Genomic DNA, 26,780 nt, shown 5'->3' with positions numbered 1-26,780 from the left:
GTTATTTGTTCTCCGCAATAAATTCCTGATAGCTCTCGGCGCTGAAACCAAGCAGCGTTTTTTCATTTTTTGCCACCAGCAGGGGGCGCTTGATCACCGCGGGTTGTTCAAGCATAAGGGCTTTCGCTGCCGCTTCACTCTGCTCGGTATTGCTGCTGATGAGGTCGCGCTGCGCTTCGCTCAGTTTACGCCATGTCGTGCCGCGTGTGTTGATAAGCGGTTGCCAGCCAATCAGGTCAATAAAATGTTGCAGGCGCGTGTCGTCTAAGCCATCCGCGCGATAATCATGAAAGTGGTAAACAATCTGTTGTTCTTCCAGCCAGCGACGGGCTTTTTTTATGGTGTCGCAGTTTTTAATGCCATACATGTTCAGCGTCATTGTTACTAAAATCCTTTCTGTTTATTCAGTTGGGCGATGGTTGTTGAACAGCGCAACGTGGAATGATGAGCCTGATATCGTAATAATTCAGCATGCCGAAAAAGCGCGGTGAGATCTACAGTGAACTAAAAAGCGGGAATGAGGGATTGTATGCTTTTTATACTTTCAGAAGTATTTCTACTGATTAAAAAATGTGCGTATAATATGTCGCCATTAATGATCAAGAGGTTCGCATGATAGAAGTAGAAGTGGGTTATTGGAAAGACTTTATCGAAGCAATGTTACGTAAATAATAATTAAATGTTATGCCAGTCATTGCAAACCCGGAATAAAATCACTAACGAAATAAGGCAGCATTGAGTGACATCAATACTGCTTTTTTTGCGCCAAAATGAGGAAACCTGAGCAAATAAAAGAGGCTATTCTTCTTTTTCTTTAAGATCAGCTTGTTATGATTTTTCTCATTTTTATTTGTGACGTCAATCTGTTTCAGGACTGTTTTAACAGAGAAATAGGGAACTCTTTACTCTCTGTCGACCGTCTTTAGTGACTGAAGACAATCCTCTTCCAAATAGCCGATAAAGCTTGCCATCATCTCAGCTTCCTGCTCACTGTGGGTGACCAGCAACGCCGTCTGCCCCGCCGCATGCAGAATAGCGCGTACATCTTGTCCCGGTCTTTTACGGCTGTCTGGACCAGGCCGGACATTGGTTCATCCAATAACAGAACGGCAGGCTCAGGCTAATGCGATACGTTGCTGCTGCCCGCCGGAGAGCCCATGGGAATAGCACTGCGCCAGTTCACTCAATTCGATAAGCGTTAACATCGCCTTGACACGTTCGTGTTGAATATCTTTCGGCAGTTTTCTCAGTCCGAAGGCAATATTCTGGGCGGCAGTAAGGTGAGGGTATAACGCGTAATTTTGAAAAACCATCCCCACCTTTTGCATTTGTGGACTATCTGGAGAAGAAGCGCCTTTTGTTTTTTCGGTAAATAAAAGGAGGGGAATTTCTCATGCATTTCGTTGAGCGAACCTGGTGTTATCACGTTGGGAATCGATACCATAAAAGGTGGTCAATGGGTCGGAAATTACCCGTCTGAGTCAGGAATAATATAAAAAGTTATCCGCCTTTTAGTTCACACGCTATTTTTACCAGATTTTATCTATCTTCAACTGGACAAATGAGCCGTCTATTGCTGTACTGTACGTGACACAGATTTTGTGTCTTTCATTCATGTTAAAGGTAAGTTTGATGTCTAAGATTAAAGGTAGCGTTAAGTGGTTTAATGAATCCAAAGGGTTCGGTTTCATTACTCCAGAAGATGGCAGCAAAGACGTATTCGTACATTTCTCCGCCATCCAAAGCAATGGTTTTAAAACTCTGGCTGAAGGTCAGCGAGTAGAGTTTGAAATCACCAACGGCGCGAAAGGTCCATCTGCTGCTAACGTTATCCCGATTTAATTATCCCGATTTCTTGAAAACCCGCCGTAAGGCGGGTTTTTTTATGGCCGCATTCCTGGTTTTTGACGTTACCGTAACGTTTTAGTGGGCTGCTATCCAGGTAACTAAAGTAAAAGCCAGTGCGGTCATCAAAAATGATCCCGCCAGATTTAACAACACATGTAAACCCGCTGCGGCCAAATGACCGTTTTGCAGAAACATCACGACTTCCGCCGAAAAGGTTGAGAAAGTGGTTAATCCGCCGCAACGCCCACTAGTAATAAGCATTTTCCAATGCTGCTCGAGGCTGGGGTGTCTCACAAAATAGGCCAGCGCGCCGCCGATGATAAAAGCGCCAATCAGGTTGGCGAACAACGTACCGAATGGCAATGCCGGGTAGAGGCCGTTAAACCTCATCCCTAACTGCCAGCGAGCGACGCTACCCAGTCCGCCACCAAGAAATACAGCAAGCAAAGTACTAAACATAGGCACCTATAATTTTTTTCAAAGCTTAAGCGGGTTGTGAAGAACGGCGTGCGGGAAGCTACGTATCTCTTCGATGAATGCGCGGACGCCATCGTCAGCCGAATGGCGGTTATGGAGGAAGTCTATACTCTCCCAAATTATTTCTGTAGTTCCACCGATGGCAAAGTTGTAAAGCGAATTGAACGGCACCGCTGAGACGTCTTATTTTGTTACAGATGGCGATTGTGTTGCCTGACGGAAGGTTTATTACATAAGAGGAAGGTTATCCGTTCGCCGGGTTTCTCCGGCATTTGTCATCAGGTAGGTAGATATGGAAGGTTTCAGTATTGCCAAACTATTGGTCATTGCCGCATTGATCGTTCTGCTGTTCGGCACGAATAAACTGCGCAGTCTGGGGGGCGATCTGGGGGCGGCGATTAAAGGGTTCAAGAAAGCCATGAACGACGATCAGGCGGTAAAAAGCGATGCGGAGACGTTAAGCGAAACGTCTCGTAAAGAGCCTTAACCGATTGCAACAAAATCAAACGGACGGCAGAGCCGTCCGTTCCATTATCCACACAATATCTGTAACTAAATATAAGCGCGTTATTTCACTTCAATCCCTTTTGCCTGTAGGTCGGCATGGTAAGAAGAGCGAACAAACGGGCCGCAGGCGGCATGGGTAAAGCCCATCGCCATAGCTTCGCCTTTCATCTCATCGAATTCTTCCGGGCTGACATAACGTTGTACAGGCAAATGGTGACGGCTGGGTTGCAGATATTGTCCCAGCGTCAGCATGGTGACACCGTGACGGCGCAGGTCGCGCATGGCGTCGACAATTTCCGCATTGGTTTCACCCAGACCGACCATCAAACCGGATTTGGTTGGAATATCCGGGTGGACGTTCTTGAAATTCTCCAGAAGTTTCAAAGACCAGTCGTAGTTGGCGCCGGGGCGAACCTGACGGTAAAGACGCGGCACGTTTTCCAGGTTGTGGTTAAATACGTCCGGCGGCGTGACGGTCAGAATATCCAGAGCGCGATCCATACGACCACGGAAATCCGGCACCAGCGTTTCGATACGAATATTGGGATTCTTACGGCGGATCGCACTGATGCAATCGGCAAAATGTTGAGCGCCGCCGTCGCGCAAATCATCACGGTCAACCGAGGTGATAACCACATACCGCAGCCCCATATCATGAATGGTTTGCGCCAGTTTTTCCGGCTCGTTGGCATCGGGGGCGATAGGGTGGCCATGAGCAACGTCGCAGAAAGGGCAGCGGCGCGTACAAATCGCCCCCAGGATCATGAACGTTGCCGTGCCGTGATTAAAACATTCCGCCAGATTGGGGCAGGAGGCTTCTTCGCAAACCGAGTGCAGCCCATTTTTACGCATCGCGGCTTTGATACCCTGAATACGGCTGGAGTCAGCCGGAAGTTTAATCTTCATCCATTCAGGCTTGCGCAGAACTTCCTGTCGCTCGGTTACCACAGTACGCACCGGGATTAGCGCCATTTTATCGGCATCGCGGTATTTAACGCCGCGCTCGATCTGAATCGGTTTACTCATGTTTGCGTAAGTTCCAGTTCTGAATCGTTTCTCTGAATTCAAAGGATTATATGTTTCGTTAAAATTTTTTTAAAAAAACTCTAAAAATTATACCATTTTGCCTGACGACAATCAGCTTTTGAGCAATCAAAATGAAGAAGTTATGTAAATAAAATGTGATTAATCGTCTGTCCCACGGCTTATTCATAACCGCCAGCGACGAACTCACGCCCTTTTCAATGGCTTATCGGGAGCGGTTCACCTTGTGTCGTGATATCCCAGTGAATGAGCACTTGCTCCCGGTAGTTAAATAGTTGCATGAATGTGCTCACCAAAACCGGCGCGGTATCTTCGAGTGTAACGCCGGGGGCCAACTCGCTAAGCTGAGTCATCTGCATGCCAGCATAGCCGCAGGGATTAATGCGCAGAAACGGCGACAGATCCATCGCAATGTTCAGCGCCAGCCCATGAAAAGCGCATCCTTTGCGGATCCGCAGCCCCAGCGAGCAGATTTTGCGTTCACCGACATACACGCCGGGCGCATCGGCGCGCGCGCGGGCATCAATGTGAAAATGAGCCAACGTATCCGCGACTGTATTTTCTACTAATGTCACCAATTGGCGAACACCCAGTTTGCGCCGTTTCAAATCAATCAGAACATACATCACCTGTTGGCCGGGGCCGTGGTAGGTGACCTGTCCGCCCCTGTCGCTCTGAACGACAGGGATGTCGCCGGGGGTGAGAACATGTTCCGCTTTACCCGCCTGACCCTGTGTGAATACCGGTGGGTGTTGCACCAGCCAGATTTCGTCCAGCGTTTGCGCGTCGCGCAGGTCAGTGAACTTATGCATCGCCAGTGAAACGGGTTCGTAAGGTTGTACGTCGAATTGACGTATGACGATCTTATCCTGTAGCAAGTGTGTCATCTTTAGGTTAAGGAAAGGATGGAGAGGATTATAACGGCGGGAAACACACTAAGCACGTTTTCCCGCAGCATTATGTCCGCAGACGAAGGGATAAGTTACGAAAGAAGGCGTTACAGCACCATCCGAACAATTTCGATGCTGCCCAGTTCTTCATACAGCGTTTCCACCTGCTCAATATGCGTTGCCGTGATGGTGATGGAAACCGAGTGGTAGTTCCCTTTGCTGCTGGGTTTGACTAGTGGCGTGTAGTCGCCGGGCGCATGACGCTGCACCACTTCAACGACCTGATCGACCAACTCTGGTTTCGCCAATCCCATCACTTTGTAAGTAAAAGGGCAGGGAAATTCAAGCAGTTCGTTTAATTTGGTTTTCATCTGCGCTCCAGAGTGTGTTGCAAGTGTATAAATTATAACTCCCGCTAAGAGCGGGAGTAAGCGACAACATTTATATGGGGACAATTTGTCCCCTTGCAAGAGGGGTTAACCGAACCAGTGATGAAACATCAGTTTGATGTAGTCGATCATGCGGCTGAAGAGGCCGCCTTCTTTCACTTCGTTCATAACAACCAACGGACGCTGATCAATGGTTTTACCATCCAGTTGGAAGTTGATTGAACCAACGACCTGATTTTTAGCCAGCGGCGCATGCAGTTCCGTATTATCCAGCACATAGCTGGCTTTCAGATCTTTCATCCGTCCACGTGGAATGGTCAGATAAACATCTTTTTCAACGCCCAGCGCCACCCGGTCATTGTCGCCGAACCAGACTGGTTCGGAGGCGAACTCTTTACCGGTTTTCAGCGGCGCGACGGTTTCAAAGAAACGGAAGCCCCAGGTCAGCAATTTTTTGCTTTCCGCTTCACGGCCTTTGAAGGTGCGTCCCCCCATCACCGTTGAGATCAGACGCATCTGGCCTTCCGTGGCGGAAGCCACCAGATTGTAGCCTGCGGCCGCAGTATGACCGGTTTTGATGCCGTCCACGTTCAGACTGCTATCCCACAGCAAGCCGTTGCGGTTAGTCTGACGGATATTATTAAAGGTGAATTCTTTCTCTTTATAGGTGGCGTATTCATCCGGCACATCGCGGATGAGCGCCTGACCGATCAGCGCCATATCGCGGGCTGAACTGAATTGACCTGGCGCATCAAGACCGTGTACGGTTTCAAAATTGGTGTTTTTCAGACCAAGCGCTTTCACGTAACCATTCATCAGATTAACGAATGCATCCTGACTGCCGGCGACATAGTCGGCCATGGCAACGCAAGCGTCGTTACCTGATTGCAGGATAATGCCGCGGTTCAGTTGGGAAACCGGCACGCGATCCCCCGGTTTCAAAAACATCAGTGAAGAACCCTGGAAAACCGGGTTGCCGGTGGCCCAGGCATCTTTACCGATGGTAACGATATCGTTCGGGGTGATCTTTCCTGACTTTATCGCCTGGCCGATAACATAGCTGGTCATCATTTTGGTCAGGCTGGCCGGATCGCGACGCGCGTCGGCATTCATTTCCGCCAGCACTTTCCCGGAGTTGTAATCAATCAGGATATAGGATTCCGCATCGATTTGCGGTACGCCGGGGATCATCGTTTTCAGATTGAAATCATCGGCATAAGCAAAAGAAGATGCACTTATGGCGAGCAGAATGCCAAGCGCAGAACGTTTAGTAAAACGAGACGTGTTTACAGTATTCATGATTGGAACAACAACATCCGTGGGTATAAGTTAAAAACGAGCCACACTATAGCAGATGCGAAATAGGCAGGCATCAGACATTACGTTACGCGATTTTGCGAAAGGCGCGGGATGTGATCTCAACCCGCTCCCGCGCGTAAATATCGGTGGCGACGAGCCTTGCCGCCTGGTTTGGCATGCGGTTCAGGCGCTTGCTAAAGTGTATCGGGTGCGGCAGTGATAAAGGATTGCTGCTGAGCTTCGACTGATAAACGTTGTTGAAGTTCAGTCGCTTGCTGGCGATTTTGGAATGGCCCCAATTGAATGCGATAAAGCCCGCCGTTGGCGCTCACTTTCCCCGTTACCTTGAAACGTTCACTCAGACTACGCAACCAGGTCTGCGCCCGTTGCTCATCGCTCAACGCGCCTACCTGAACAACATAGCCGCCACCTGTGTCTGATGGCGGGCTCGTCGGGGCCGCTGCCGTGGGCGATGGCGTCGTCGGCGTGGTTTCGATAATTCCGGCGGGTAAAGCGGACTGCGCGCCCAGGAAGCCGCCGGAAGGCGATAAGGTGTTGTCTGGCGTCGTGTTTTCCGGCGTGTTATTGCTGACCGATTGCGTCATCTGTGTCGCGGGCTGACTTTCTGTGATTGGCGTGCCGAGTCCGCTGGACCCAAAGTTGGGACGATCAGGGAGCGCAAAGCTTTGTTTGGCGACGCTGGTGCCAATGGCGCCGGGGCCGGACAGCGTGCCGTCAGGCGCAACGTGGATAAAATCGACTTTGACCTTGGTGTTGTTGGAGATATTCAACCGATCGCCCGCCGCTTTGGACAGATCGATGATTCTGCCCGGCGTATAAGGGCCGCGATCATTTACTCTGACCACCAGACGGCGGCCATTGCTCAGGTTGGTGACACGGACATAACTGGGGATCGGCAGCGTTGGATGTGCCGCGGTCAACGCGTTTGGATCAAACACTTCGCCAATCGCGGTCCGATTGCCGCTGGCTTCTTCGCCATACCAGGTCGCCAGTCCGGTTTCACTGAAGTTTTGCGGATTCTGGACAATCTTATACGTTTTGCCTTTGAGTCTGTAGTCCTGCAAGGTGCCCTGATTATAGGGTTCATAACGCGGTTCAACGCCGCCAATCTTTTCCACAGGGCCGCCGTAAACGGAGCTAACCGGCGGGGCCGGTTGTTGTTCCGTGACGCTACACGCGGAAAGCGCCAGACTCATGGCGCCAATCCAAAGCCAATCCTTACGCATTGCTCACCTCGGAGTTATAAGTTTTTGGATAGCATCTTGCGGTGAGTATGTATCGACATCACGATACCAAATCCCGCCATGAGAACGATAAGCGCCGAACCGCCGTAACTGACCAACGGCAGAGGTACGCCAACGACCGGCAGAATACCACTGACCATCCCGATATTGACGAAAACGTAGACAAATAAAATTAGCATCAGGCCGCCAACCATCACCCGTCCGAATGAGGTCTGCGCGTTAGCGGCGATAACCAGTCCACGCATAATGACGAACAGGTACATGGCGAGCAAAATCAACACGCCAATCAATCCCAGTTCTTCCGCCAGTACCGCAAAGATAAAATCGGTATGACGTTCCGGTAAGAATTCTAGCTGAGATTGCGTTCCCTGTAGCCAGCCTTTGCCAGACAGACCGCCAGAGCCAATCGCAATCTTCGACTGAATAATATGATAACCGGCGCCGAGCGGATCGCTTTCGGGATCGAGCAGCATCATAACGCGCGATCGCTGGTAATCATGCATCAGGAAGAACCACAATATGGGGATAAATGCCGCCAGCAGCAGTACGGCGATACCAATCAACCGCCAACTCATGCCCGCCAGAAACAGCACGAACAGCCCGGACGCGGCGATCAGGATTGAGGTGCCAAGATCCGGCTGGGCGGCCACCAACAATGTGGGCGTGAAAATCAGCACCAGCGCGATACCGGTATTCTTGAGAGAAGGTGGGCACATATCGCGGTTGATAAACCGCGCCACCATCAACGGCACGGCGATTTTTGCGATCTCCGATGGTTGAAAACGGACAAAACCCAGATCCAGCCAGCGTTGCGCCCCTTTACTGATTTGCCCGAAGATATCGACCATCAGGAGCAGTAGAACACAAAACACATAAAGATACGGCGCCCAACCTTCATACACCCGCGGTGGAATTTGCGCCATGACGATCATGACAACCAGTCCCAGCACGATCTGCACGATCTTGCGTTCCATCATGCCCACATCTTGTCCGCTGGCGCTCCACATGACGAACAGGCTGTAGCCCAGCAACGCCAGGATGCAGATCAGGAAGGGGAAATCGATATGGATCTTAGTCCAGATCGTACCTTTTTGTGGGCTATCGGTCATGAATGTCTGTTACTCGCTCTCAATACCCGGCGGCGCAGGAGGCTCGCTCGGTAAGTCAGTCGTGTTGTCACCTAACAGAATGTGATCCAGGATCTGTCGGGTAATCGTACCCACCGTAGGGCCTGCGCCGCCGTTTTCCAGAATAATCGATACCGCGACCTTGGGATCGCTGTAGGGCGCGAAGGCGACCATCAGTTTATGGTCGCGCAGGTGTTCCGAAATTTTTTGCGCATTATAGGTTTCGTTCTCTTTCAGGCCGAAAACCTGCGCCGTACCGGATTTGGCGGCGATTTTATAAGGCGCGTCTTCAAAACTTTTACGCGCGGTGCCATTGGGACGATTGGCGACGCCGTACATGCCGTCTTTCGCGACCTCCCAGTAACCAGAGTGAATATCGCCAATTTGTTGATGCTCTGCCTGACGGAACGGCACAATTACGCCATTCTCTCTGGTGCTGTAGAGCAGGTGAGGCGTTTTGATCTGTCCGTCATTAATCAGTGTGGTCAGCGCTTTATTCATCTGGATCGGCGTTGCCGTCCAATATCCCTGGCCGATCCCCACCGGGATCGTATCCCCCTGATACCAGGGTTTTTTGAAACGGCGCTGTTTCCATTCCCGCGTCGGCATATTGCCTGCGCTTTCTTCGGAAATATCGATGCCGGTTTTGGCACCATAGCCAAATCTTTGCATCCACTCGGCCAGACGATCAATCCCCATATCATAAGCAACCTGATAGAAAAACGTATCCGCGGATTCTTCCAGCGACTTGGTCAGGTTAAGGCGGCCATGCCCCCATTTTTTCCAGTCGCGAAAGCGTTTTTCTGAACCCGGCAACTGCCACCAGCCGGGATCGAACAGCGTGGTGTTGGTGGTGATCACCCCGGCCGTCAGCGCGGAAACCGCAATATAGGGTTTCACCGTTGAAGCAGGCGGATAAACGCCCTGCGTCGCCCGATTGATCAGCGGACGATTGGGATCGTTGCGTAACTGATTATAGTCTTTGCTTGAGATCCCCTCGACGAACAGGTTGGGATCATAGCTGGGCGTGGAAACCATCGCCAGAATCCCCCCGTCGCGCGGATCGGTGACGATAACGGCGGCGCGGCTGCCTGCCAGCAGTTTCTCAATGTATATTTGCAGGCCGAGATCCAGCGTCAGGTAGATATCTTTTCCGGCTTGCGGCGGCTGTTCGTGCAACTGACGGATAACCCGGCCACGGTTGTTGACTTCGACTTCCTCATAACCGGGTTTTCCGTGCAGTAAATCCTCGTAATGACGCTCGATGCCCAGCTTGCCGATATCATGCGTCGCCGCATAATCCGCAAGTTTTTCCTCTTTGCCCAGCCGTTCAATATCTTTGTCGTTGATTTTGGAAACATAGCCGATGACGTGGGTGAGCGCGGAACCATAGGGATAATAGCGCCGCTGGTAGCCTTTGACTTCAACGCCGGGGAAACGGTATTGGTTGACGGCGAAGCGGGCGACTTGAAAATCGCTTAACCCGGTTTTGACCGGAATGGAGGTGAAGCGGCGGGAACGCTTGCGCTCTTTTTCGAAGCTTTCCAGATCGTCGTCGGTTAAATCGATAATGGGTTTCAGCGCATCCAGCGTAGCTTGCAGGTTTTCCACCTTTTCCGGCACCAGTTCCAACTGGTAGATGGTCCGGTTCAGCGCCAGCGGAATGCCGTTGCGATCATAGATAATGCCGCGGCTGGGCGCGATGGGAACCAGCTTGATGCGGTTTTCATTGGAGCGAGTACGATAGTCATCGACACGTAAAACCTGTAGATGATAAAGATTGGCGATCAACACACTGCTGAGCAGCAAAATGCCCAGAAACGCCACTAAAGCGCGCCGCACGAACAGGGCCGACTCAGCCGTATAATCACGAAAGGGTTTACGTTCTATTTTCATCCAGCGGTTTATTTCACGTGTTTCATCGTATCGCCTTACTCCCGATGGTAAGGATGGTTAGTGGTAATACTCCAGGCCCGATACAGGCTTTCTGCGACCAGCACACGCACCAGTGGATGAGGCAGCGTCAACGGCGAAAGCGACCAGCTTTGCTCGGCGGCGGCTTTACATTCCGGTGCGAGTCCTTCCGGGCCGCCGATCAGCAGGCTGACGTCGCGTCCATCCTGTTTCCAGCGTTCCAGTTGCTGCGCCAACTGCGGGGTTTCCCACGGCGTGCCGGGAATATCCAGCGTCACTATCCGATTACCTTTACCCACAGCCGCCAACATTTGATCGCCTTCCCGCTCAAGAATGCGCTTGATATCGGCATTTTTGCCCCGTTTACCGGCTGGGATCTCAACGAGTTCGAACGGCATATCCTTGGGGAAGCGGCGCAGATAATCCATAAAACCGGTTTGTACCCAGTCAGGCATTTTAGTGCCGACGGCAACCAGTTGCAGTCTCATGCTAGCCCCACAATTTTTCCAGTTCGTATAACTGGCGGCTTTCCTCTTGCATCACATGTACAATCACATCGCCCAGATCGACAACCACCCAGTCGGAAATATTCTCGCCTTCCACGCCAAATGGAATCAATCCGGCGGCCCGCGAAGACTGAACCACGTGATCGGCAATGGAGGCGACGTGGCGGGTGGAGGTGCCGGTGCAGATAACCATATAGTCGGTGATGCTGGACTTACCCTGTACATTCAAGGTTACGATATCCTGACCTTTTAAATCATCTATCTTGTCAATGACGAATTCTTGGAGTGCTTGACCTTGCAAAGGTTCCCCCTGGTTGCCGGCATCCGATAGCGATGGATGGTTTATGGCGCTGAAATAGTATGGAAAGACCGTTTTTGGCTGCCGGATCGCAACGGATTATCGGTTTTTCCCTGTGATTGAAACCAGCGGCGGAGTATACCACGCGCCGCCGGTGAGTGGTATAAAGCGCTGAGAGAGAAACGGAATGGCGGCGCCTGCGTCGTTTACCGGTACAGCCCGTGCTCATTGATATAATTCAGTACCGCGGGCGGTAACCAGTCGTGACAATCAAGACCGGCTTGACGCCGTTGACGTATTGACGTGGCTGAAATAGTCACCAATGTCGTATCGGCCAAAAAGATCCGTCCGTGCGTTTGCTGATGCAGTGATTGCGGATCTGTGGTGCGATGGGATTCCAGCCATTGTTGAAGTTCGGGCGTGGACAACGTCGAGCGATAGCCGGGACGGGCGCAGACCAGCAGATGACAAACGCTGAGCAGGTCTTGCCAGCGGTGCCATTGATGCAATGTCAGCAGGGAATCCTGCCCAATAATAAACGCCAACGGGGTATCAGCCCCTTTCTCGCGACGCAGCGTTTCCAGCGTATCAATGGTATAGGACGGTTTCTGGCGTTGTAATTCGCGGTCATCGACGGTAAACAGCGTGTCGTTTTCCGCCACCAGCTGCGCCATCCGCAGCCGTTGCCACGGACTGGCTTCAGGCTGCGGACGATGAGGCGGAACATTGTTGGGAAGTAACACGATCTGGTTTAATCCGGCGATTTTCGCCAGCGCGGTGACGGGCTTCAGGTGTCCGTAGTGAATCGGATCGAAGGTGCCGCCAAAAAATGCGGTCAGCGGAGCGGGCGCGGCTTGTTTCATCACATCAGACTTTCCGGCAAGGTTTTGCCGCATAATATCATAGCCAGCGTTTCCAACTCGGCCCACACGGACTGACCATAATTCTGCTTCAACGTTATTTCCAGTTGCGCCAGCAAGTGAATGGCCTGCTGTAATTGTAACGGCGTCAATCGCTGAAGCGCCTGAGTCAACAGGTCGCGACGATTCTGCCAAACCTTATGCTGGTCGAATAAGCCGCGCAACGGCGTTTTCGCCATTTGCCGTTTCAGCGTCAACAACAACAGCAGTTCACGCTGCAAGGTCCGTAACAGGATCACCGGCTCGCAATCTTCCTGGCGGAGTTGCTGCAATATGTGCAGGGCGCGTTTGCCTTTCCCCGCCAGCATCGCATCCAGCCAGTGGAAAGGAGTAAAATGAGCGGCGTCGCTGACCGCCTCTTCCACGCGCGGCAGGGTGAGCTTACCATCGGGATAAAGTAAGGCCAGGCGCTCCAGCGCTTGCGATAAAGCCAGCAGATTGCCTTCATAGCAGTAACAAATCAACTGACTTGCCGCGTCATCCAACGTCAGCTTCATGGATTTGGCGCGCTGCGCCACCCAGCGGGGAAGCTGGGCCTGTTCAGGCGTCAGACAGTTGACGTACACGCTGTCTTTCGCCAACGCTTTGAACCAGGCGCTGTTCTCTTGCGCTTTGGTCAGCTTGTGACCACGCAGCATCAGTAGAATATCCGGGTGCAATAACGCAGACAGCTTGATCAGGTTTTCAGCCATGACGACATTCGGCCCGTTCTCCGGCAGGATCAATAGCAGTGTCTGACGGGATGCGAACAGGCTGAGCGCCTGACAGGTGCTGAAAATGGCGTCCCAGTCGGTGTGGTTATCCAGAGAAAAGCTGAAATGTTCGCTGAATGCCTGTTGCTGCGCGGCACGTCGGATACTATCCAGACTCTCTTGCAGAAGAAGCGGTTCCGTACCGAAGATCAGATAACCGGCGCGCAGCCCCTCATGGAGTTGCGCGGCGAGTTGTTCCGGGTAGAGCCGAATCATGAACGATCGGAAGTGGGGGCTGAAGCCGTCTGCGGCTGGCTGTCTTTGACGTTCTGACCGCCGTTGATGGTCAGTAATTTACGCACCAGTTGCTGGGCCGCCTGAGTTCGCATTTCCTGACGTATAATATCCTGCTCGGCATCTTTGGCCAGCGCGGTCAGCGGGTTGTCAAAGAAGGTGCGGTACACCGTTACGCTGAGCGGATAAATATCATCACCCGGCATCAGTACCTGTGCCCGCAGCGTCAACACCATCTGGTATTCCGCTGTTTTGCCGTCCTGGAAAATCGACACGGTATCCTTTGATTCGGATGCGTTCATGATGCGTAGTGAAGGAATATCCTGTCGTGTCGCATTATCGACAATTTTGACGTCACTGAGGCGTAGCTGTTCACGCACCGCACGCGTCATCGGGCCATAGGGGTCACTGCTGTCCAGCACCAGTGTTTGTAGCTGCGCGGGGACTTGCGTCGTACCGCGCAGGTGATAACCGCAGCCAGCGGTGATTAACACCGCCAACCCCAGCAACAACGTGAATAGACGATGTCGCACAGTTCCTCCTTGCCTTAACCCACAACCAGGTTAAGCAGTTTGCCAGGGACATAAATCACTTTACGTACAGTGACGCCGTCCAGGTATTTCGCTACCAGAGGTTCCTGAGCAGCGCGTTCACGAACCTGATCTTCATTGGCGTCAGCCGCAACGGTGATTTTACCACGAACCTTGCCGTTCACCTGAACGACCACCAATTTGGAATCTTCCACCATCGCCGCTTCGTCCGCCACCGGCCACGGCGCCGTATCAATGTCGCCTTCACCCTGCAGCGCCTGCCACAAGACAAAACAAACATGCGGCGTAAACGGATACAGCATACGCACGACCGCCAGCAAGACTTCCTGCGTCAGCGCGCGATCCTGATCGCTCTCCTGTGACGCTTTGGCGAGTTTGTTCATCAATTCCATGATGGCGGCAATCGCGGTATTAAAGGTCTGACGACGACCGATGTCATCGGTTACCTTGGCGATGGTTTTGTGCAGATCGCGACGCAGCGATTTCTGATCTTCCGTCAGAATAGTGATGTCCAGCGGTTGGGTCGCTCCTCTCGCCGAGTGATCGAACGCCTGTTTCCAGACACGTTTCAGGAAGCGGTTAGCGCCCTCAACCCCTGACTCTTGCCATTCCAGCGTCATTTCAGCGGGCGAGGCGAACATCATAAACAGACGAACGGTATCCGCACCATATTTTTCCACCATGAACTGCGGGTCGATACCGTTGTTCTTGGACTTCGACATTTTGCTCATGCCGGCGTAGACCACATCACGGCCTTCGTTGTCGGTCGCCTTGACGATGCGGCCTTTTTCATCACGCTCAACGGTGGCATCAGTGGGAGAAACCCAGATGCGTTCGCCATTATTGCCCAGATAGTAAAATGCATCCGCCAGCACCATGCCCTGACACAACAGGCGTTTGGCAGGTTCGTCAGACGTCACCAGACCGGCATCGCGCAGCAACTTGTGGAAGAAGCGGAAATACATCAGGTGCATGATGGCATGTTCAATGCCGCCGACATATTGGTCGACAGGTAGCCAGTAGTTCGCCGCCGCCGGGTCCAGCATACCCTGATCGTACTGCGGACAGGTATAACGCGCGTAGTACCAGGACGATTCCATAAAGGTGTCGAAAGTATCGGTTTCACGCAAGGCTGGCTGACCGTTGATCGTCGTTTTAGCCCATTCTGGATTGGCTTTCAGCGGGCTGGTGATCCCATCCATAACCACATCTTCCGGCAGCACCACCGGCAGTTGATCTTCCGGCGTGGGAACCACGGTGCCGTCTTCCAGCGTCACCATCGGGATGGGCGCGCCCCAGTAGCGCTGACGGGAAACGCCCCAGTCACGCAGGCGATAGTTGACCTTACGTTCGCCAATGCCCAATGCAACCAGCTTGTCGGCGATTGCGTTAAAGGCGGCGTCAAAATTCAGACCGTCAAATTCGCCAGAGTTGAACAAACGACCTTTCTCGGTCATCGCCTGGGTGGACAGATCCGGTTCGCTGCCATCGCTGTTCAGAATAACCGGTTTAATCGGCAGACTATATTTGTTGGCGAATTCCCAATCGCGCTGGTCATGGCCCGGAACCGCCATCACCGCGCCGGTGCCGTAATCCATCAGTACAAAGTTTGCCGCCCAGATCGCGACTTTCTCTCCGCTAAGCGGATGGATGGCGTACAGGCCGGTGGCCATGCCTTTTTTCTCCATCGTCGCCATATCCGCTTCGGCGACTTTGGTGTTGCGGCATTCGGCAATGAAGTCAGCCAGCGCCGGATTGGTGGCCGCCGCTTGCAGCGCCAACGGGTGACCGGCGGCAACGGCGACATAGGTCACGCCCATGAAAGTGTCGGGACGCGTGGTATAAACACTGAGCTTCTCTTCGCTGTCCGCGATGTCAAAGGTGATTTCCACCCCTTCAGAACGGCCAATCCAGTTACGCTGCATGGTTTTGACCTGCTCAGGCCAGCTTTCCAGCGTATCCAGATCGTTCAGCAGTTGATCGGCATAGTCGGTGATTTTGATAAACCATTGGGGGATTTCTTTACGTTCGACTTTGGTGTCGCAACGCCAGCAGCAACCTTCAATAACCTGTTCGTTCGCCAGCACGGTCTGGTCGTTCGGACACCAGTTCACGGCGGAGGTCTTTTTGTAAACCAGACCTTTTTCATACAGTTTGGTGAAGAACCACTGTTCCCAACGATAGTAGTCCGGCTTACAGGTAGCGACTTCACGGCTCCAGTCGTAGCCAAAACCCAGCAGTTTTAGCTGGCTTTTCATGTATTCAATGTTGGAATAGGTCCATGGCGCAGGCGCGGTGTTATTTTTAACGGCGGCGCCTTCCGCGGGCAGGCCAAACGCGTCCCAGCCAATCGGTTGCAGGACGTTTTTACCCAGCATGCGCTGATAACGGGATATCACGTCGCCAATCGTATAATTACGAACGTGTCCCATGTGTAGACGGCCAGAAGGGTAGGGCAGCATGGAAAGGCAGTAGTACTTTTCCTTGCCGGGTTCTTTGGTCACTTTGAATGTCTGCTTCTCTTGCCAGTGAAGCTGGACGTGCGCTTCTATCTCTTCTGGGCGGTATTGCTCTTGCATGGCTGCCAGGGGTCCTGTTTAGTGAAGAATAGCTACGCCAGTAGCGTGCTTTGATTCATAACAAAAGATCCGCATAGCATAGCTGATAAGCGACTGGGGCAACAACACCCTGTATTCGACCGGGAAAGATTTTCGCGCTTTCTGCCGAAATTGCGCAAATATGCGTCGTATCACCGGTTTTGCAGGAAAAATAATCTAAAATAGAAACAGATAGAGGGGATGTGACGCGGCTCAGGCGTTGACCAGCCGCGATTTATCGCGTTTCAATCAGACGAATCAGGAGGAAGCATGAATAAAGTAGCCCGCTATTATCGCGAGTTAATGGCTTCAGTGACGGCACGGCTGAATAACGGGGAACGGGATATTGATGAACTGGTGCAAAGCGCCCGCGAGACATTGCAGGAAAGCGCCGATCTGACGCAAAAAGAAATCGAACAGGTTATTCAGGCGATCCGGCGGGATCTGGGCGAGTTCGCGCGCAGCTACAGCGAAAGTCAGGAAGAGATGTCCGACAGCGTGTTTATGAGGGTTATCAAAGAAAGTTTGTGGCAAGAACTGGCGGACATTACGGATAAAACCCAGTTGGAGTGGCATCAAATTTTCAACGATGTTAACAATCATGGCATTTACCACAGTGGCGAAGTGGTGGGGTTGGGTGATCTGGTTTGCGAAAAATGCTTTCATCATATGGCGTTTTATACGCCGGAAATTTTGCCGCGCTGTCCAAAATGTTCACACGATCAGTTCCACCGGCAACCATTTCAGCCGTAATCACACGGATAAGCTTGGGGGAAATAAGAAAAGCGTGCCGACAGGCACGCTTGCGGGATATCAGTGCAGGATCTTCGCCAGGAAGTCTTTCGCACGATCAGACTGCGGGTTATTGAAGAAGTCGTCTTTAGGCGTGTCTTCAATGATTTTTCCTTCATCCATGAAGATAACCCGATGCGCCACTTTACGGGCAAAGCCCATTTCGTGTGTTACTACCATCATGGTCATCCCTTCCTGAGCCAGTTCAACCATAACGTCGAGCACTTCATTAATCATTTCCGGATCGAGCGCGGAAGTCGGTTCGTCAAACAGCATGGCAATCGGATCCATGCACAAGGCGCGCGCAATAGCGACACGCTGCTGCTGACCACCGGAAAGTTGTCCCGGATACTTATTGGCATGGGCGGCCAGACCAACGCGCTCCAGCAGTTTTTGCGCTTTGGCTTTTGACTCGTCGCGGTTGCGCTTCAACACTTTTACCTGCGCCAACGTCAGGTTATCGATAATGGAGAGGTGCGGAAACAGTTCAAAGTGTTGGAATACCATACCCACTTTGGAACGTAACTGCGCCAGATTGGTTTTCTTGTCGTTAACGATGATGCCGTTGACTTCAATTTCACCTTGCTGGATAGGTTCCAGACCGTTAACGGTTTTAATCAGGGTTGACTTACCGGAGCCTGAAGGTCCGCAGACGACCACTACCTCACCTTTTTTAACTTCTGTGGAGCAGTCGGTTAGCACCTGAAAGTGACCATACCATTTAGAAATATTTTTCAGGAAAATCATCAAACCGTCCTTTTTTTCAGGTAACTGACCAGCATTGATGCGGAAATGCTGAAAATAAAATAAATGAGCCCGGCAAACAGGATCATTTCAACTTGTGTGCCGTCACGCTCACCGATAGTGGAGGCGGTACGGAAGAAATCAGCGAGGCTGAGTACATAAACTAGCGAGGTATCCTGGAACAGCACAATACCTTGCGTCAACAACAATGGCACCATCGCGCGGAACGCCTGCGGAAGAATGACCAACTGCATGGATTGCCAGTGCGTCATGCCGAGCGCCAGCGCCGCGTAGGATTGCCCGCGTGACACGCTGAGAATGCCCGCGCGAATAATCTCAGAATAATAAGCCGCTTCAAACAACGAAAAGGCGACCATCGCTGAAATTAACCGAATATCAGTCTTCGGCGAAAGGCCAAGCACGTTTTGCAACAAGCTAGGCACCACCAGATAAAACCATAGCAGCACCATCACCAATGGCACGGAACGGAACAGGTTCACATATATTTTGGCGAACCAACTGATGGGTTTTATTGAAGACAGCCGCATTACCGCCAGTATTGTGCCCCAGATAATACCGAACATCACCGCGATAACCGTGATTTTGAGCGTGACCACCATTCCCTGTAGCAGGTAAGGCATGCTTGGCCCGATTGAGCCCCAGTCAAATTCATACATGGATTATTTGCTCCCCATATTGCCCGGCAAACGGGTTTTCTGCTCTACAAACTGCATGATCAGCATAATGATCGCGTTGATAGCGATATAAAGCAGCGTAATGGCGGTAAAGGATTCATAGGCATGGGCCGAGTAATCCAGCAATTTCCCAGCCTGCGCCGCCATTTCCACCAGCCCGATGGTTGAGGCGATAGCGGAGTTTTTGACCAGGTTAAGCATCTCCGAGGTTAACGGCGGAACGATAACGCGATAGGCATTAGGCAACAAGACATACCGGTAGGTCTGTGGCAACGTCAGCCCCATGGCCAGTCCCGCCGCTTGTTGACCGCGCGGCAACGATTGGATGCCCGCTCGCACCTGCTCGCATACACGTGCTGCGGTAAACAGGCCCAGGCAGATCATGGATGACAGGAAAAACTGGATATTGGGATCGAGTTCAGCCTTAAACCACATGCCGATATCGGTCGGCAATAGTTCAGGGACCACCAGATACCAGGTAAAGAACTGCACAATCAACGGTACGTTACGGAATAACTCGACATAACACGTACCAATTCCCGCAATAAAACGATTGGGGACGGTACGTAAAATTCCAAACAAGGAACCAAGTAAAAACGCGATTATCCAGGCACAGATAGATAACGTGACCGTGACTTGCAGGCCGGACAATAACCACCCCAGATAGGTGGTATTACCGAATGGGGCCGCTTGCAGGAATATGCCCCAGTTCCAATCTATTGACATAACTAACTCCGGTAAAAAAAGGGTAGCGAGGCTACCCTGAAGATTGATGAGCAGCAATTAACATACGATGGGGAACGACCATTGTATGCCCGTCTGTCCTGCTGCGAATCAGCAATCATAAGGCAGATGTCTCTGCCTTTATTTTCATTATTAATTAGTCTAAAGCCGTATCGTTTGGTGCTTTGAACAGGGCTTTCATTTCGTCAGACAATTCGAAATTCAAATTGAGATCTCTTGGCGGGATCGGTTGTGTGAACCAGCGGTCAAACCACTTTTCTGCTTCGCCAGAGGTTTGTACTTCCGCAATGGTGTCATTAACCAGTTTCTGGAATTGCGGATCGTCTTTACGCAGCATACAGCCATAGGCTTCTCTGGATTGTGGAGTGCCGACAATATCCCACTGAGCGGCATTTTTCGCTTTTGCACGCTCACCGGCCAGCAGCGCGTCATCCATCATGAACGCGACCGCGCGACCGCTTTCCAGAGTGCGGAAAGAATCACCGTGGTCTTTAGCGCTGATAATGCGCAATTTCAGTTGTTTTTCTTCATTCATCTTGTTCAGAAGAATTTCTGACGTTGTTCCTGACGTGACCACCACGGTTTTACCCGCCAGGTCGGTAAAGTCTTTGATGCCAGAGTCTTTCTTGGTTAACAAACGCGTACCGATAATAAAAATGGTATTAGAAAACGCGACTTGTTTCTGACGTTCCAGATTGTTGGTCGTCGAACCGCATTCCAGATCGTAAGTACCATTCTGAAGCAGCGGAATACGGTTTTGAGCCGTGATCGGCAGCAGTTTTACCTGTAGGTCAGGCGCATTCAGTTCTTTTTTCACGGCTTCTACAATCTTGTCGGCGTAGGCCTGAGAGTAACCGACGACTTTCTGCTGATTATCGTAGTAAGAAAAAGGAACTGACGATTCGCGGTGGCCAATGACGATAACGCCGTTATCTTTAACTTTTTTCAGAGTGCCAGCGAGCTCCTCCGCTTGAGCAAGGCTGGCTGTCGTGCCGAGCAGAAGCAGTGATAGTGCCAGTTTACGCATTTGCATGTTCTAACTCCTTTGCTGTCGTTATGGCGCTAAGTTATGGCGCTGTAGTGGTAGATCTAAAGTTGTGTTGCTAAATTATGTATGCCGTTCCGATACTTGCGCAGTACGAAAACCGTGCACCGATAAAGAGCGAAGTAACTACGTATACTGTTAAAAAAAAAGCCGATTGTAAATAGATTGAGATAGAAATGTTTGTTTTTTGCGAGTTAAACCGCACCAAATGGCGTCAGGAAACTTAGCCAGCACAGATTTGGTGCATTCATTGCCCCAAATGCGTGCTTTCCCCGCGGTCAGCCCGCAAAAAAACATTGAAACAACCATTTACAAGGGAGTAATAAGCAATTGGCGTGCCATCTATGCCGGAAAGGGGGCGTCAAAAAGAGGAGGCGGCGCTAGCATGCCTCCAAAACGAATAAAAAGAATGAAATCAGCGACGGCGCAGACTGAAAACCATCGCCGCAAAACCGCCAAGCAGGGTGATAATCCACAGCGGCCAGCCGCCGAAGCGGGCATAAGGCGTTAGTCCGCTAGCTGGTATCACCTGCGTATTCAAAACGGCGCGCGTAAATTGCGGCAGACTGGCGCTGATTTCGCCATCTGGAGCAATGACCGCCGTAACGCCATTATTGGTGCTGCGCAGTAGAGGGCGCCCCAATTCCAGCGCCCGCATCCGCGCCATCTGGAAGTGCTGCCACGGCCCGATAGATTTGCCGAACCAGGCATCGTTCGAGATAGTTAACAGCATGTCGGTATCTGCGCGGAAATTATCGCGGAGTTGCTGACCCAGAATGATTTCATAACAGATGGCCGCGTTAAGCTTAAAACCATTCACGTTCAACTGGGGCTGGAGGTAGTCGCCACGGCTAAATGAAGACATCGGTAAATCGAAAAGAGGAGCCAGCGGACGTAATAACGTTTCCAGTGGAACGAATTCACCAAACGGCACCAGATGGTTTTTGTTATAGCGATTGTCGGTGGGATAGCGATAGGGCTGTTTGTCGCCCAGGACGATAATACTGTTGTAATAATCAAACTCGCCGCCGTTGCGTCGCATATCGACGATACCGGTGATAAGACTGCTGTTATGGCTGCGAAGCAGGCTATCGACCTGCGTCAGATAGTCACCCTGACGGCTTTCGACATCGGGGATCGCTGATTCCGGCCAGATGATAATCGGCGCGGTATCCATATAGGGTTGACTATTATCCAGATAAATTTTCAGCGTATTGAGTAGTTCGTTCGGGTCCCATTTGAGGGACTGAGGAATATTCCCCTGAACCAGAGCGACATTGACCGCTCGCTCAGGCAACAGAGTAAACCACTGGATATAACGCAACGGCCACGGCAAGGCCAGCAGCGCCAACGCGATAATGGCGGGAGCGATTTTTCGCTGGTATAGCGCGACCACGACGAGTCCGCTGATGCTCATCAGCATAAAAGTGATGGCATCCACGCCCAGAATTGGCGCAATCCCTTTCAACGGGCCATTAATCTGGCTATAGCCAAACTGTAGCCAGGGGAACCCGGTGAGCACCCAGCCGCGCAGAAACTCGGTCAACTGCCATAATACCGGCGCGGCGATAGCAAGCCGCCACCAGGTTGTTTTCGGCCACAGCCGGGCAATCAACACGGAAAATAGCAGAGGATAGAGCGACAGATAAGCCGCGAGCAGCACGACAAGGGCAATATTGACCGGTCCCGGCATGCCGCCAAACTGCGCAATGCTGACATACACCCAGTTAATGCCGCTGCCAAACAGACCAAATCCCCAGGCGAATCCAATCCCGGCGGACTGACGAATCGTGCGGTTCAGCGTCAGGACTTGCAGCCCTATTAATGAAATCAGCGCCGCAGGCCAGAAATTAAAAGGAGAAAATGCCAATGTACCGGCGGCGCCGGATAAAAGCGCCAGCAGGATACGGACCTGCTGGCGTTGCAGTAAAGAAGCGAAAGCCATTGCTTATTTAGTCTTCCAATTGCGGTTGAGGTGCGTTGTCAGGGATTCTGACGTGAACCTGAATAATACGTCGGCTATCCGCCATCGCAACTTTAAACAGGTAACCTTCTATGTCGATGGTTTCACCGCGGGCGGGTAAGTGCCCGAAAGACTGCATGATAAGGCCGCCGATGGTATCGACTTCCTCGTCACTGAACTGGGTGCCAAAGGCTTCGTTAAAATCTTCAATATCGGTCAACGCGCGCACCGTATAGGTGTGGCGGTTGAGTTGGCGAATATCACGATCTTCCTCGTCGTCATATTCATCCTCAATTTCACCGACGATAAGCTCCAGAATATCTTCAATGGTGACAAGGCCGGAAACGCCGCCAAATTCATCAATAACGATGGCCATGTGATATCGCAGGGAGCGAAACTCGTTCAACATCCGGTCAACGCGTTTGCTCTCCGGCACCACCACGGCTGGGCGCAGCACCTTCTCCATGCTGAAAGGCTCGGACTCGCTGCGCATAAACGGCAGCAAATCCTTGGCCATCAGAATACCTTCAATATGGTCTTTATCTTCGCTAATTACCGGAAAACGGGAATGAGCGGATTCGATAATGACATCAAGGCACGCTTCCAGAGATTGATCTCGCTTTAGCGTAATCATCTGAGAACGAGGGATCATGATGTCGCGAACGCGCTGTTCGGCGATATCCATCACGCCTTCAAGCATATCGCGCGTTGCTGGGTCGATCAGATCATTTTGTTCGGAATCACGGATCAGCGTCAGCAGATCATTACGATCTTTTGGTTCGCCGTGAAAAAGCTGATTAAGAATAAGGGAAAAAAAACCCTTTTTGGGACTGGGGCTATCGCTGTTTTGAGAATGGTCGTCGCTCATGGCGTTTTAATTAAAATCACTCATGTTAAGGGATAATAATCAGAAGGCGTAAGCATCTTGGCGAAGCCTTCTGACGTACAAAGTTATAAACCAGAATATATAATTATCGCATTTATTCGGTCAGGCTGTTTTTTCTGCAAGATACGGATCAGCATAACCCATATTCTGCATTATCTCCGTTTCAAGCGCTTCCATTTCTTCGGCTTCGCTGTCTTCGATATGATCATACCCTAGCAGATGCAGGCTACCGTGGACAACCATATGTGCCCAGTGCGCTTCCAGCGTTTTCTGCTGTTCGAGAGCTTCTTGTTCGACAACCTGACGGCAGATGATCAAATCTCCCAGCAAGGGCAGTTCGACCTCAGGCGGCGCCTCGAAGGGGAAGGAGAGCACATTGGTTGGTTTGTCTTTACCCCGGTAGGTGAAATTCAGATTGTGGCTCTCCGCTTCATCAACGATACGGATGGTCACTTCCGATACTGCCTGAAACTGGGGCAACACGCCTTCCAGCCAACGTTGGAAATCCTTTTCATCAGGTAATCCCTGAGTCTGCTCGCTGGCGATTTGCAAATCGAGAATGACCTGACTCATTTGTGCTCCTGCGCGGCGGCGGCCAGTGCTTCACGTTTACGCTGTTCCGCCAGTTCATCTTTGCGTTTCTGTTCCGCCGTTTCCCAGGCTTCATAAGCATTAACAATACGGGCGACAACCGGATGCCGCACCACATCTTCGCTGTGGAAGAAGTTGAAACTGATCTCTTCGACGTCAGACAGTACATCGATGGCATGACGTAAACCGGATTTCTGGTTACGCGGCAAGTCAATTTGCGTCACGTCGCCGGTGATCACCGCTTTGGAGTTAAAGCCGATGCGGGTTAGGAACATTTTCATCTGTTCGATGCTGGTATTCTGGCCTTCATCAAGAATGATAAAGGCATCATTCAGGGTGCGGCCACGCATGTAAGCTAGCGGCGCCACATCAATGACGTTACGCTCAATCAGCTTTTCGACTTTCTCGAAACCCAGCATTTCAAACAGCGCGTCGTATAATGGCCGCAGATAAGGATCGACTTTCTGACTCAGATCGCCAGGCAGGAAACCGAGTTTTTCACCCGCTTCAACCGCGGGACGCGTCAGTAAAATGCGACGGATTTCCTGGCGTTCCAACGCATCAACGGCGGCGGCGACGGCCAGATAGGTTTTCCCGGTTCCCGCCGGCCCGATGCCAAAGGTGATGTCGTGATCAAGCACATTGGCAATGTACTGGGCCTGATTCGGCGTGCGTGGTTTGATCACGCCGCGTTTGGTCCGAATATTGATGGCTTTGCCATAATCAGGAATGCTTTCGGCTGATTGTTCCAGCACGCGTGATTCCTTGATAGCCAGATGAATTTGCTCTGGGTCGATATCGCCGATGGCGCCGCGAACCGGCGCCGTATCAACATACAGACGTTGAAGAATGTCGGCGGCCGCCTCAATACACAGCGATCTGCCTACCAGTTTGAATGTATTGTCCCGACGATTGATTTCGATACCCAAACGACGCTCAAGCTGCTTGATGTTGTTGTCAAAAGGGCCGCAAAGACTGAGCAAGCGTTGGTTATCTGCGGGTTCAAGGGCAATCTCTTTTGTCGTTACGTTCAAATTATTCCTCTTGGAAGATTATTGAACCGGCCTTCTGTCGGCTCAGGGCTGATATCATCAGATCGCACCGTTCGGGATACGTCCTCTCAGGAGATTATTTATCGTGAATACCCGACGGTGCAAGTCACAATCATTATATTGGGATGCGGTTTCGCAAAACCAAATGCAAACAGCATGAAAAAGGGTGGCAATGCCACCCAGAGAAAAGAGCGTGAAAACGCTATACGGTTTATGGCTGGTAGATGCCGACGCCGATTTCGTTTTCTTTGCGTGTGCGGGCAATGACCGCGGATGGCGACTCATGAACGCGCAGATCCATCTGATCTTCGGTACGGACGACGATACCGCGCAGCGAGTTCGGATAAACGTCCACGATTTCCACATCGACGAATTTGCCAATCATGTCCGGCGTGCCTTCAAAATTGACGACGCGGTTGTTTTCCGTGCGTCCAGACAGTTCCATCACGCTTTTGCGCGACGTGCCTTCAACCAGAATTCGCTGAATGGTGCCTTGCATGCGGCGGCTGTATTGCATCGCCTGTTGGCTGATGCGTTCCTGCAAAATATACAGGCGCTGCTTTTTTTCTTCTTCCGGCACATCGTCGACCATATCCGCGGCAGGCGTTCCCGGACGGGGGGAGTAGATAAAACTGAAACTCATATCGAAGTTAACGTCGGCGATCAGTTTCATGGTCTGCTCGAAATCAGCCTGTGTTTCGCCAGGGAAGCCGATAATAAAATCGGAACTGATCTGGATGCCGGGCCGCGCACGATGCAGTTTACGGATAATCGCTTTGTATTCGAGCGCGGTATGGCGGCGTTTCATCATGGTCAGCACGCGGTCAGAACCACTTTGCACCGGCAGATGAAGGAAGCTTACCAGTTCGGGCGTGTCTTCATACACGCTGATAATGTCGTCGGTAAACTCTATCGGATGGCTGGTGGTGAAGCGAATGCGGTCGATACCGTCGATGGCGGCGACCAGACGCAACAGTTCGGCAAAGGAGCAGATGTCGCCGTTGTAGGTCGCGCCACGGTAGGCATTAACGTTCTGCCCAAGCAGGTTGACTTCACGCACGCCTTGTTCAGCTAATTGCGCAATTTCAAACAGTACGTCATCACATGGGCGACTGACCTCTTCGCCGCGCGTATAAGGGACGACACAAAATGTACAATATTTATTGCAACCTTCCATAATGGAGACGAATGCCGTCGGTCCTTCCGCTTTCGGTTCCGGCAGACGGTCAAATTTCTCGATTTCAGGGAAGCTGATATCCACAACCGGGCTGCGCGTTCCCTGAACGTGGTTAATCATTTCCGGCAGGCGGTGCAGCGTTTGCGGGCCAAAAATCACATCGACATAGTGCGCGCGTTCGCGGATATGCTCGCCTTCCTGTGAGGCCACGCAACCACCAACGCCAATAATCAGATTGGGATTGAGATCTTTCAGCGCCTTCCAGCGGCCAAGTTGATGAAAGACCTTTTCCTGCGCCTTCTCACGGATTGAACAGGTGTTGAGCAGCAGAACATCGGCCTCTTCCGCGACCTCGGTTAGTTCATAACCGTGCGTACTTTCCAGTAAATCAGCCATCTTCGATGAATCGTATTCGTTCATCTGACAGCCCCAGGTTTTAATATGCAGTTTTTTTATCATCGACTTGCCATTAC

28 protein-coding genes and 1 pseudogene are annotated in these 26,780 nt (G+C 51.6%); 4 read left to right on the top strand and 25 right to left on the bottom strand.

The genetic code is table 11. The annotated features are described in order from the left end of the window. Position 1: 1 nt before the first annotated feature. Positions 2-379: an ArsC family reductase gene (locus tag DES54_RS00590; RefSeq protein WP_113864686.1), complete on the bottom strand. Its 378-nt coding sequence runs from the start codon at positions 377-379 to the stop codon at positions 2-4. Positions 380-612: 233 nt separating this feature from the next. On the opposite strand from DES54_RS00590, the gene ypfM reads away from it, so the two are divergent. Further along, positions 613-672, top strand: a complete 60-nt coding sequence (ypfM, locus tag DES54_RS19215) for a protein YpfM (RefSeq protein ID WP_113864851.1) — start codon at positions 613-615, stop codon at positions 670-672. A 230-nt stretch (positions 673-902) separates the two neighbouring features. Here ypfM and DES54_RS00580 read toward each other — a convergent pair. Beyond that, a pseudogene (locus tag DES54_RS00580) lies at positions 903-1,334 on the bottom strand (ATP-binding cassette domain-containing protein); the annotation flags it as partial. Positions 1,335-1,632: 298 nt separating this feature from the next. On the opposite strand from DES54_RS00580, the gene cspE reads away from it, so the two are divergent. Continuing rightward, a complete protein-coding gene (gene cspE, locus DES54_RS00575; protein WP_147247236.1) occupies positions 1,633-1,842 on the top strand; it encodes a transcription antiterminator/RNA stability regulator CspE in 210 nt (69 codons plus the stop codon). 81 nt (positions 1,843-1,923) lie between these two features. On the opposite strand, the gene crcB is transcribed toward cspE, so the two are convergent. Continuing rightward, positions 1,924-2,307: a fluoride efflux transporter CrcB gene (gene crcB, locus DES54_RS00570; protein WP_113864685.1), complete on the bottom strand. Its 384-nt coding sequence runs from the start codon at positions 2,305-2,307 to the stop codon at positions 1,924-1,926. A gap of 310 nt (positions 2,308-2,617) precedes the next feature. On the opposite strand from crcB, the gene tatA reads away from it, so the two are divergent. Further along, positions 2,618-2,812 carry a Sec-independent protein translocase subunit TatA gene (gene tatA / locus DES54_RS00565; RefSeq protein WP_113864684.1) on the top strand — a complete coding sequence of 65 codons (195 nt, stop codon included), beginning with the start codon at positions 2,618-2,620 and terminating at the stop codon, positions 2,810-2,812. An 80-nt stretch (positions 2,813-2,892) separates the two neighbouring features. Here the strand turns inward: tatA and lipA are convergent, their stop codons facing one another. From lipA to leuS, 13 genes are all read right to left on the bottom strand, one after another. Next, positions 2,893-3,858: a lipoyl synthase gene (lipA, locus tag DES54_RS00560; protein ID WP_113864683.1), complete on the bottom strand. Its 966-nt coding sequence runs from the start codon at positions 3,856-3,858 to the stop codon at positions 2,893-2,895. A 215-nt stretch (positions 3,859-4,073) separates the two neighbouring features. Then, positions 4,074-4,763, bottom strand: a complete 690-nt coding sequence (lipB, locus tag DES54_RS00555; RefSeq protein WP_205680155.1) for a lipoyl(octanoyl) transferase LipB — start codon at positions 4,761-4,763, stop codon at positions 4,074-4,076. Between the two features lie 110 nt (positions 4,764-4,873). Then, positions 4,874-5,137, bottom strand: a complete 264-nt coding sequence (gene ybeD, locus DES54_RS00550; protein WP_113864681.1) for a DUF493 family protein YbeD — start codon at positions 5,135-5,137, stop codon at positions 4,874-4,876. A 105-nt stretch (positions 5,138-5,242) separates the two neighbouring features. After that, on the bottom strand, positions 5,243-6,454 hold the full coding sequence (dacA, locus tag DES54_RS00545; protein WP_113864680.1) for a D-alanyl-D-alanine carboxypeptidase DacA: 1,212 nt from the start codon (positions 6,452-6,454) through the stop codon (positions 5,243-5,245). A gap of 194 nt (positions 6,455-6,648) precedes the next feature. Continuing rightward, positions 6,649-7,701, bottom strand: coding sequence for an endolytic peptidoglycan transglycosylase RlpA (gene rlpA / locus DES54_RS00540; RefSeq protein WP_113864679.1), 1,053 nt, complete (start codon positions 7,699-7,701; stop codon positions 6,649-6,651). Positions 7,702-7,715: 14 nt separating this feature from the next. Beyond that, entirely contained in the window at positions 7,716-8,828 is a 1,113-nt protein-coding gene (gene mrdB, locus DES54_RS00535; RefSeq protein ID WP_113864678.1) for a peptidoglycan glycosyltransferase MrdB, read from the bottom strand. A gap of 9 nt (positions 8,829-8,837) precedes the next feature. Next, the gene (mrdA, locus tag DES54_RS00530) at positions 8,838-10,742 is read right to left on the bottom strand and encodes a peptidoglycan DD-transpeptidase MrdA (protein WP_113864677.1); all 1,905 of its coding nucleotides are present in this window, start codon (positions 10,740-10,742) and stop codon (positions 8,838-8,840) included. Between the two features lie 35 nt (positions 10,743-10,777). Beyond that, positions 10,778-11,248, bottom strand: coding sequence for a 23S rRNA (pseudouridine(1915)-N(3))-methyltransferase RlmH (gene rlmH, locus DES54_RS00525; RefSeq protein ID WP_113864676.1), 471 nt, complete (start codon positions 11,246-11,248; stop codon positions 10,778-10,780). 1 nt (position 11,249) lies between these two features. Beyond that, a complete protein-coding gene (gene rsfS / locus DES54_RS00520) occupies positions 11,250-11,567 on the bottom strand; it encodes a ribosome silencing factor (protein ID WP_113864675.1) in 318 nt (105 codons plus the stop codon). Between the two features lie 203 nt (positions 11,568-11,770). Then, positions 11,771-12,460 (bottom strand): nicotinate-nucleotide adenylyltransferase, encoded by a 690-nt coding sequence (nadD, locus tag DES54_RS00515; RefSeq protein WP_113864674.1) that lies wholly within the window; start codon positions 12,458-12,460, stop codon positions 11,771-11,773. Next, complete coding sequence (gene holA, locus DES54_RS00510) at positions 12,427-13,452, bottom strand: DNA polymerase III subunit delta (protein ID WP_113864673.1); 1,026 nt, start codon at positions 13,450-13,452, stop codon at positions 12,427-12,429. Before holA ends, nadD begins: the two co-directional genes overlap by 34 nt. Further along, the gene (lptE, locus tag DES54_RS00505; protein ID WP_113864672.1) at positions 13,449-14,003 is read right to left on the bottom strand and encodes an LPS assembly lipoprotein LptE; all 555 of its coding nucleotides are present in this window, start codon (positions 14,001-14,003) and stop codon (positions 13,449-13,451) included. Before lptE ends, holA begins: the two co-directional genes overlap by 4 nt. A gap of 14 nt (positions 14,004-14,017) precedes the next feature. Continuing rightward, entirely contained in the window at positions 14,018-16,600 is a 2,583-nt protein-coding gene (gene leuS, locus DES54_RS00500) for a leucine--tRNA ligase (RefSeq protein ID WP_113864671.1), read from the bottom strand. A gap of 288 nt (positions 16,601-16,888) precedes the next feature. Here leuS and DES54_RS00495 point away from each other — a divergent pair, with 288 nt between their 5' ends. Continuing rightward, positions 16,889-17,371, top strand: a complete 483-nt coding sequence (locus tag DES54_RS00495) for a zinc ribbon-containing protein (protein ID WP_113864670.1) — start codon at positions 16,889-16,891, stop codon at positions 17,369-17,371. 60 nt (positions 17,372-17,431) lie between these two features. On the opposite strand, the gene DES54_RS00490 is transcribed toward DES54_RS00495, so the two are convergent. The 9 genes from DES54_RS00490 to miaB form a co-directional block, all read right to left on the bottom strand. After that, positions 17,432-18,160 (bottom strand): amino acid ABC transporter ATP-binding protein, encoded by a 729-nt coding sequence (locus DES54_RS00490; protein WP_240634898.1) that lies wholly within the window; start codon positions 18,158-18,160, stop codon positions 17,432-17,434. Then, positions 18,157-18,831, bottom strand: a complete 675-nt coding sequence (gene gltK, locus DES54_RS00485) for a glutamate/aspartate ABC transporter permease GltK (RefSeq protein WP_113864668.1) — start codon at positions 18,829-18,831, stop codon at positions 18,157-18,159. Before gltK ends, DES54_RS00490 begins: the two co-directional genes overlap by 4 nt. Before the next feature lie 3 nt (positions 18,832-18,834). Further along, on the bottom strand, positions 18,835-19,575 hold the full coding sequence (locus DES54_RS00480) for an amino acid ABC transporter permease (RefSeq protein ID WP_113864667.1): 741 nt from the start codon (positions 19,573-19,575) through the stop codon (positions 18,835-18,837). A gap of 154 nt (positions 19,576-19,729) precedes the next feature. Further along, entirely contained in the window at positions 19,730-20,626 is an 897-nt protein-coding gene (locus tag DES54_RS00475; RefSeq protein ID WP_113864666.1) for a glutamate/aspartate ABC transporter substrate-binding protein, read from the bottom strand. Between the two features lie 427 nt (positions 20,627-21,053). After that, complete coding sequence (gene lnt, locus DES54_RS00470) at positions 21,054-22,583, bottom strand: apolipoprotein N-acyltransferase (RefSeq protein ID WP_113864665.1); 1,530 nt, start codon at positions 22,581-22,583, stop codon at positions 21,054-21,056. A 7-nt stretch (positions 22,584-22,590) separates the two neighbouring features. Then, entirely contained in the window at positions 22,591-23,469 is an 879-nt protein-coding gene (gene corC, locus DES54_RS00465) for a CNNM family magnesium/cobalt transport protein CorC (protein ID WP_113864664.1), read from the bottom strand. Between the two features lie 120 nt (positions 23,470-23,589). Further along, positions 23,590-24,060 carry an rRNA maturation RNase YbeY gene (ybeY, locus tag DES54_RS00460; RefSeq protein WP_113864663.1) on the bottom strand — a complete coding sequence of 157 codons (471 nt, stop codon included), beginning with the start codon at positions 24,058-24,060 and terminating at the stop codon, positions 23,590-23,592. Then, a complete protein-coding gene (locus DES54_RS00455; RefSeq protein WP_113864662.1) occupies positions 24,057-25,112 on the bottom strand; it encodes a PhoH family protein in 1,056 nt (351 codons plus the stop codon). Before DES54_RS00455 ends, ybeY begins: the two co-directional genes overlap by 4 nt. A gap of 229 nt (positions 25,113-25,341) precedes the next feature. After that, positions 25,342-26,766: a tRNA (N6-isopentenyl adenosine(37)-C2)-methylthiotransferase MiaB gene (miaB, locus tag DES54_RS00450; RefSeq protein WP_113864661.1), complete on the bottom strand. Its 1,425-nt coding sequence runs from the start codon at positions 26,764-26,766 to the stop codon at positions 25,342-25,344. Positions 26,767-26,780 lie beyond the last annotated feature (14 nt).

Origin of the sequence: Brenneria salicis ATCC 15712 = DSM 30166, from assembly GCF_003315515.1 — a bacterium.
GTDB lineage: Bacteria > Pseudomonadota > Gammaproteobacteria > Enterobacterales > Enterobacteriaceae > Brenneria > Brenneria salicis.
Note: the sequence above shows the minus strand (reverse complement) of the source record. Positions and strands in the feature narration are given on the sequence as shown.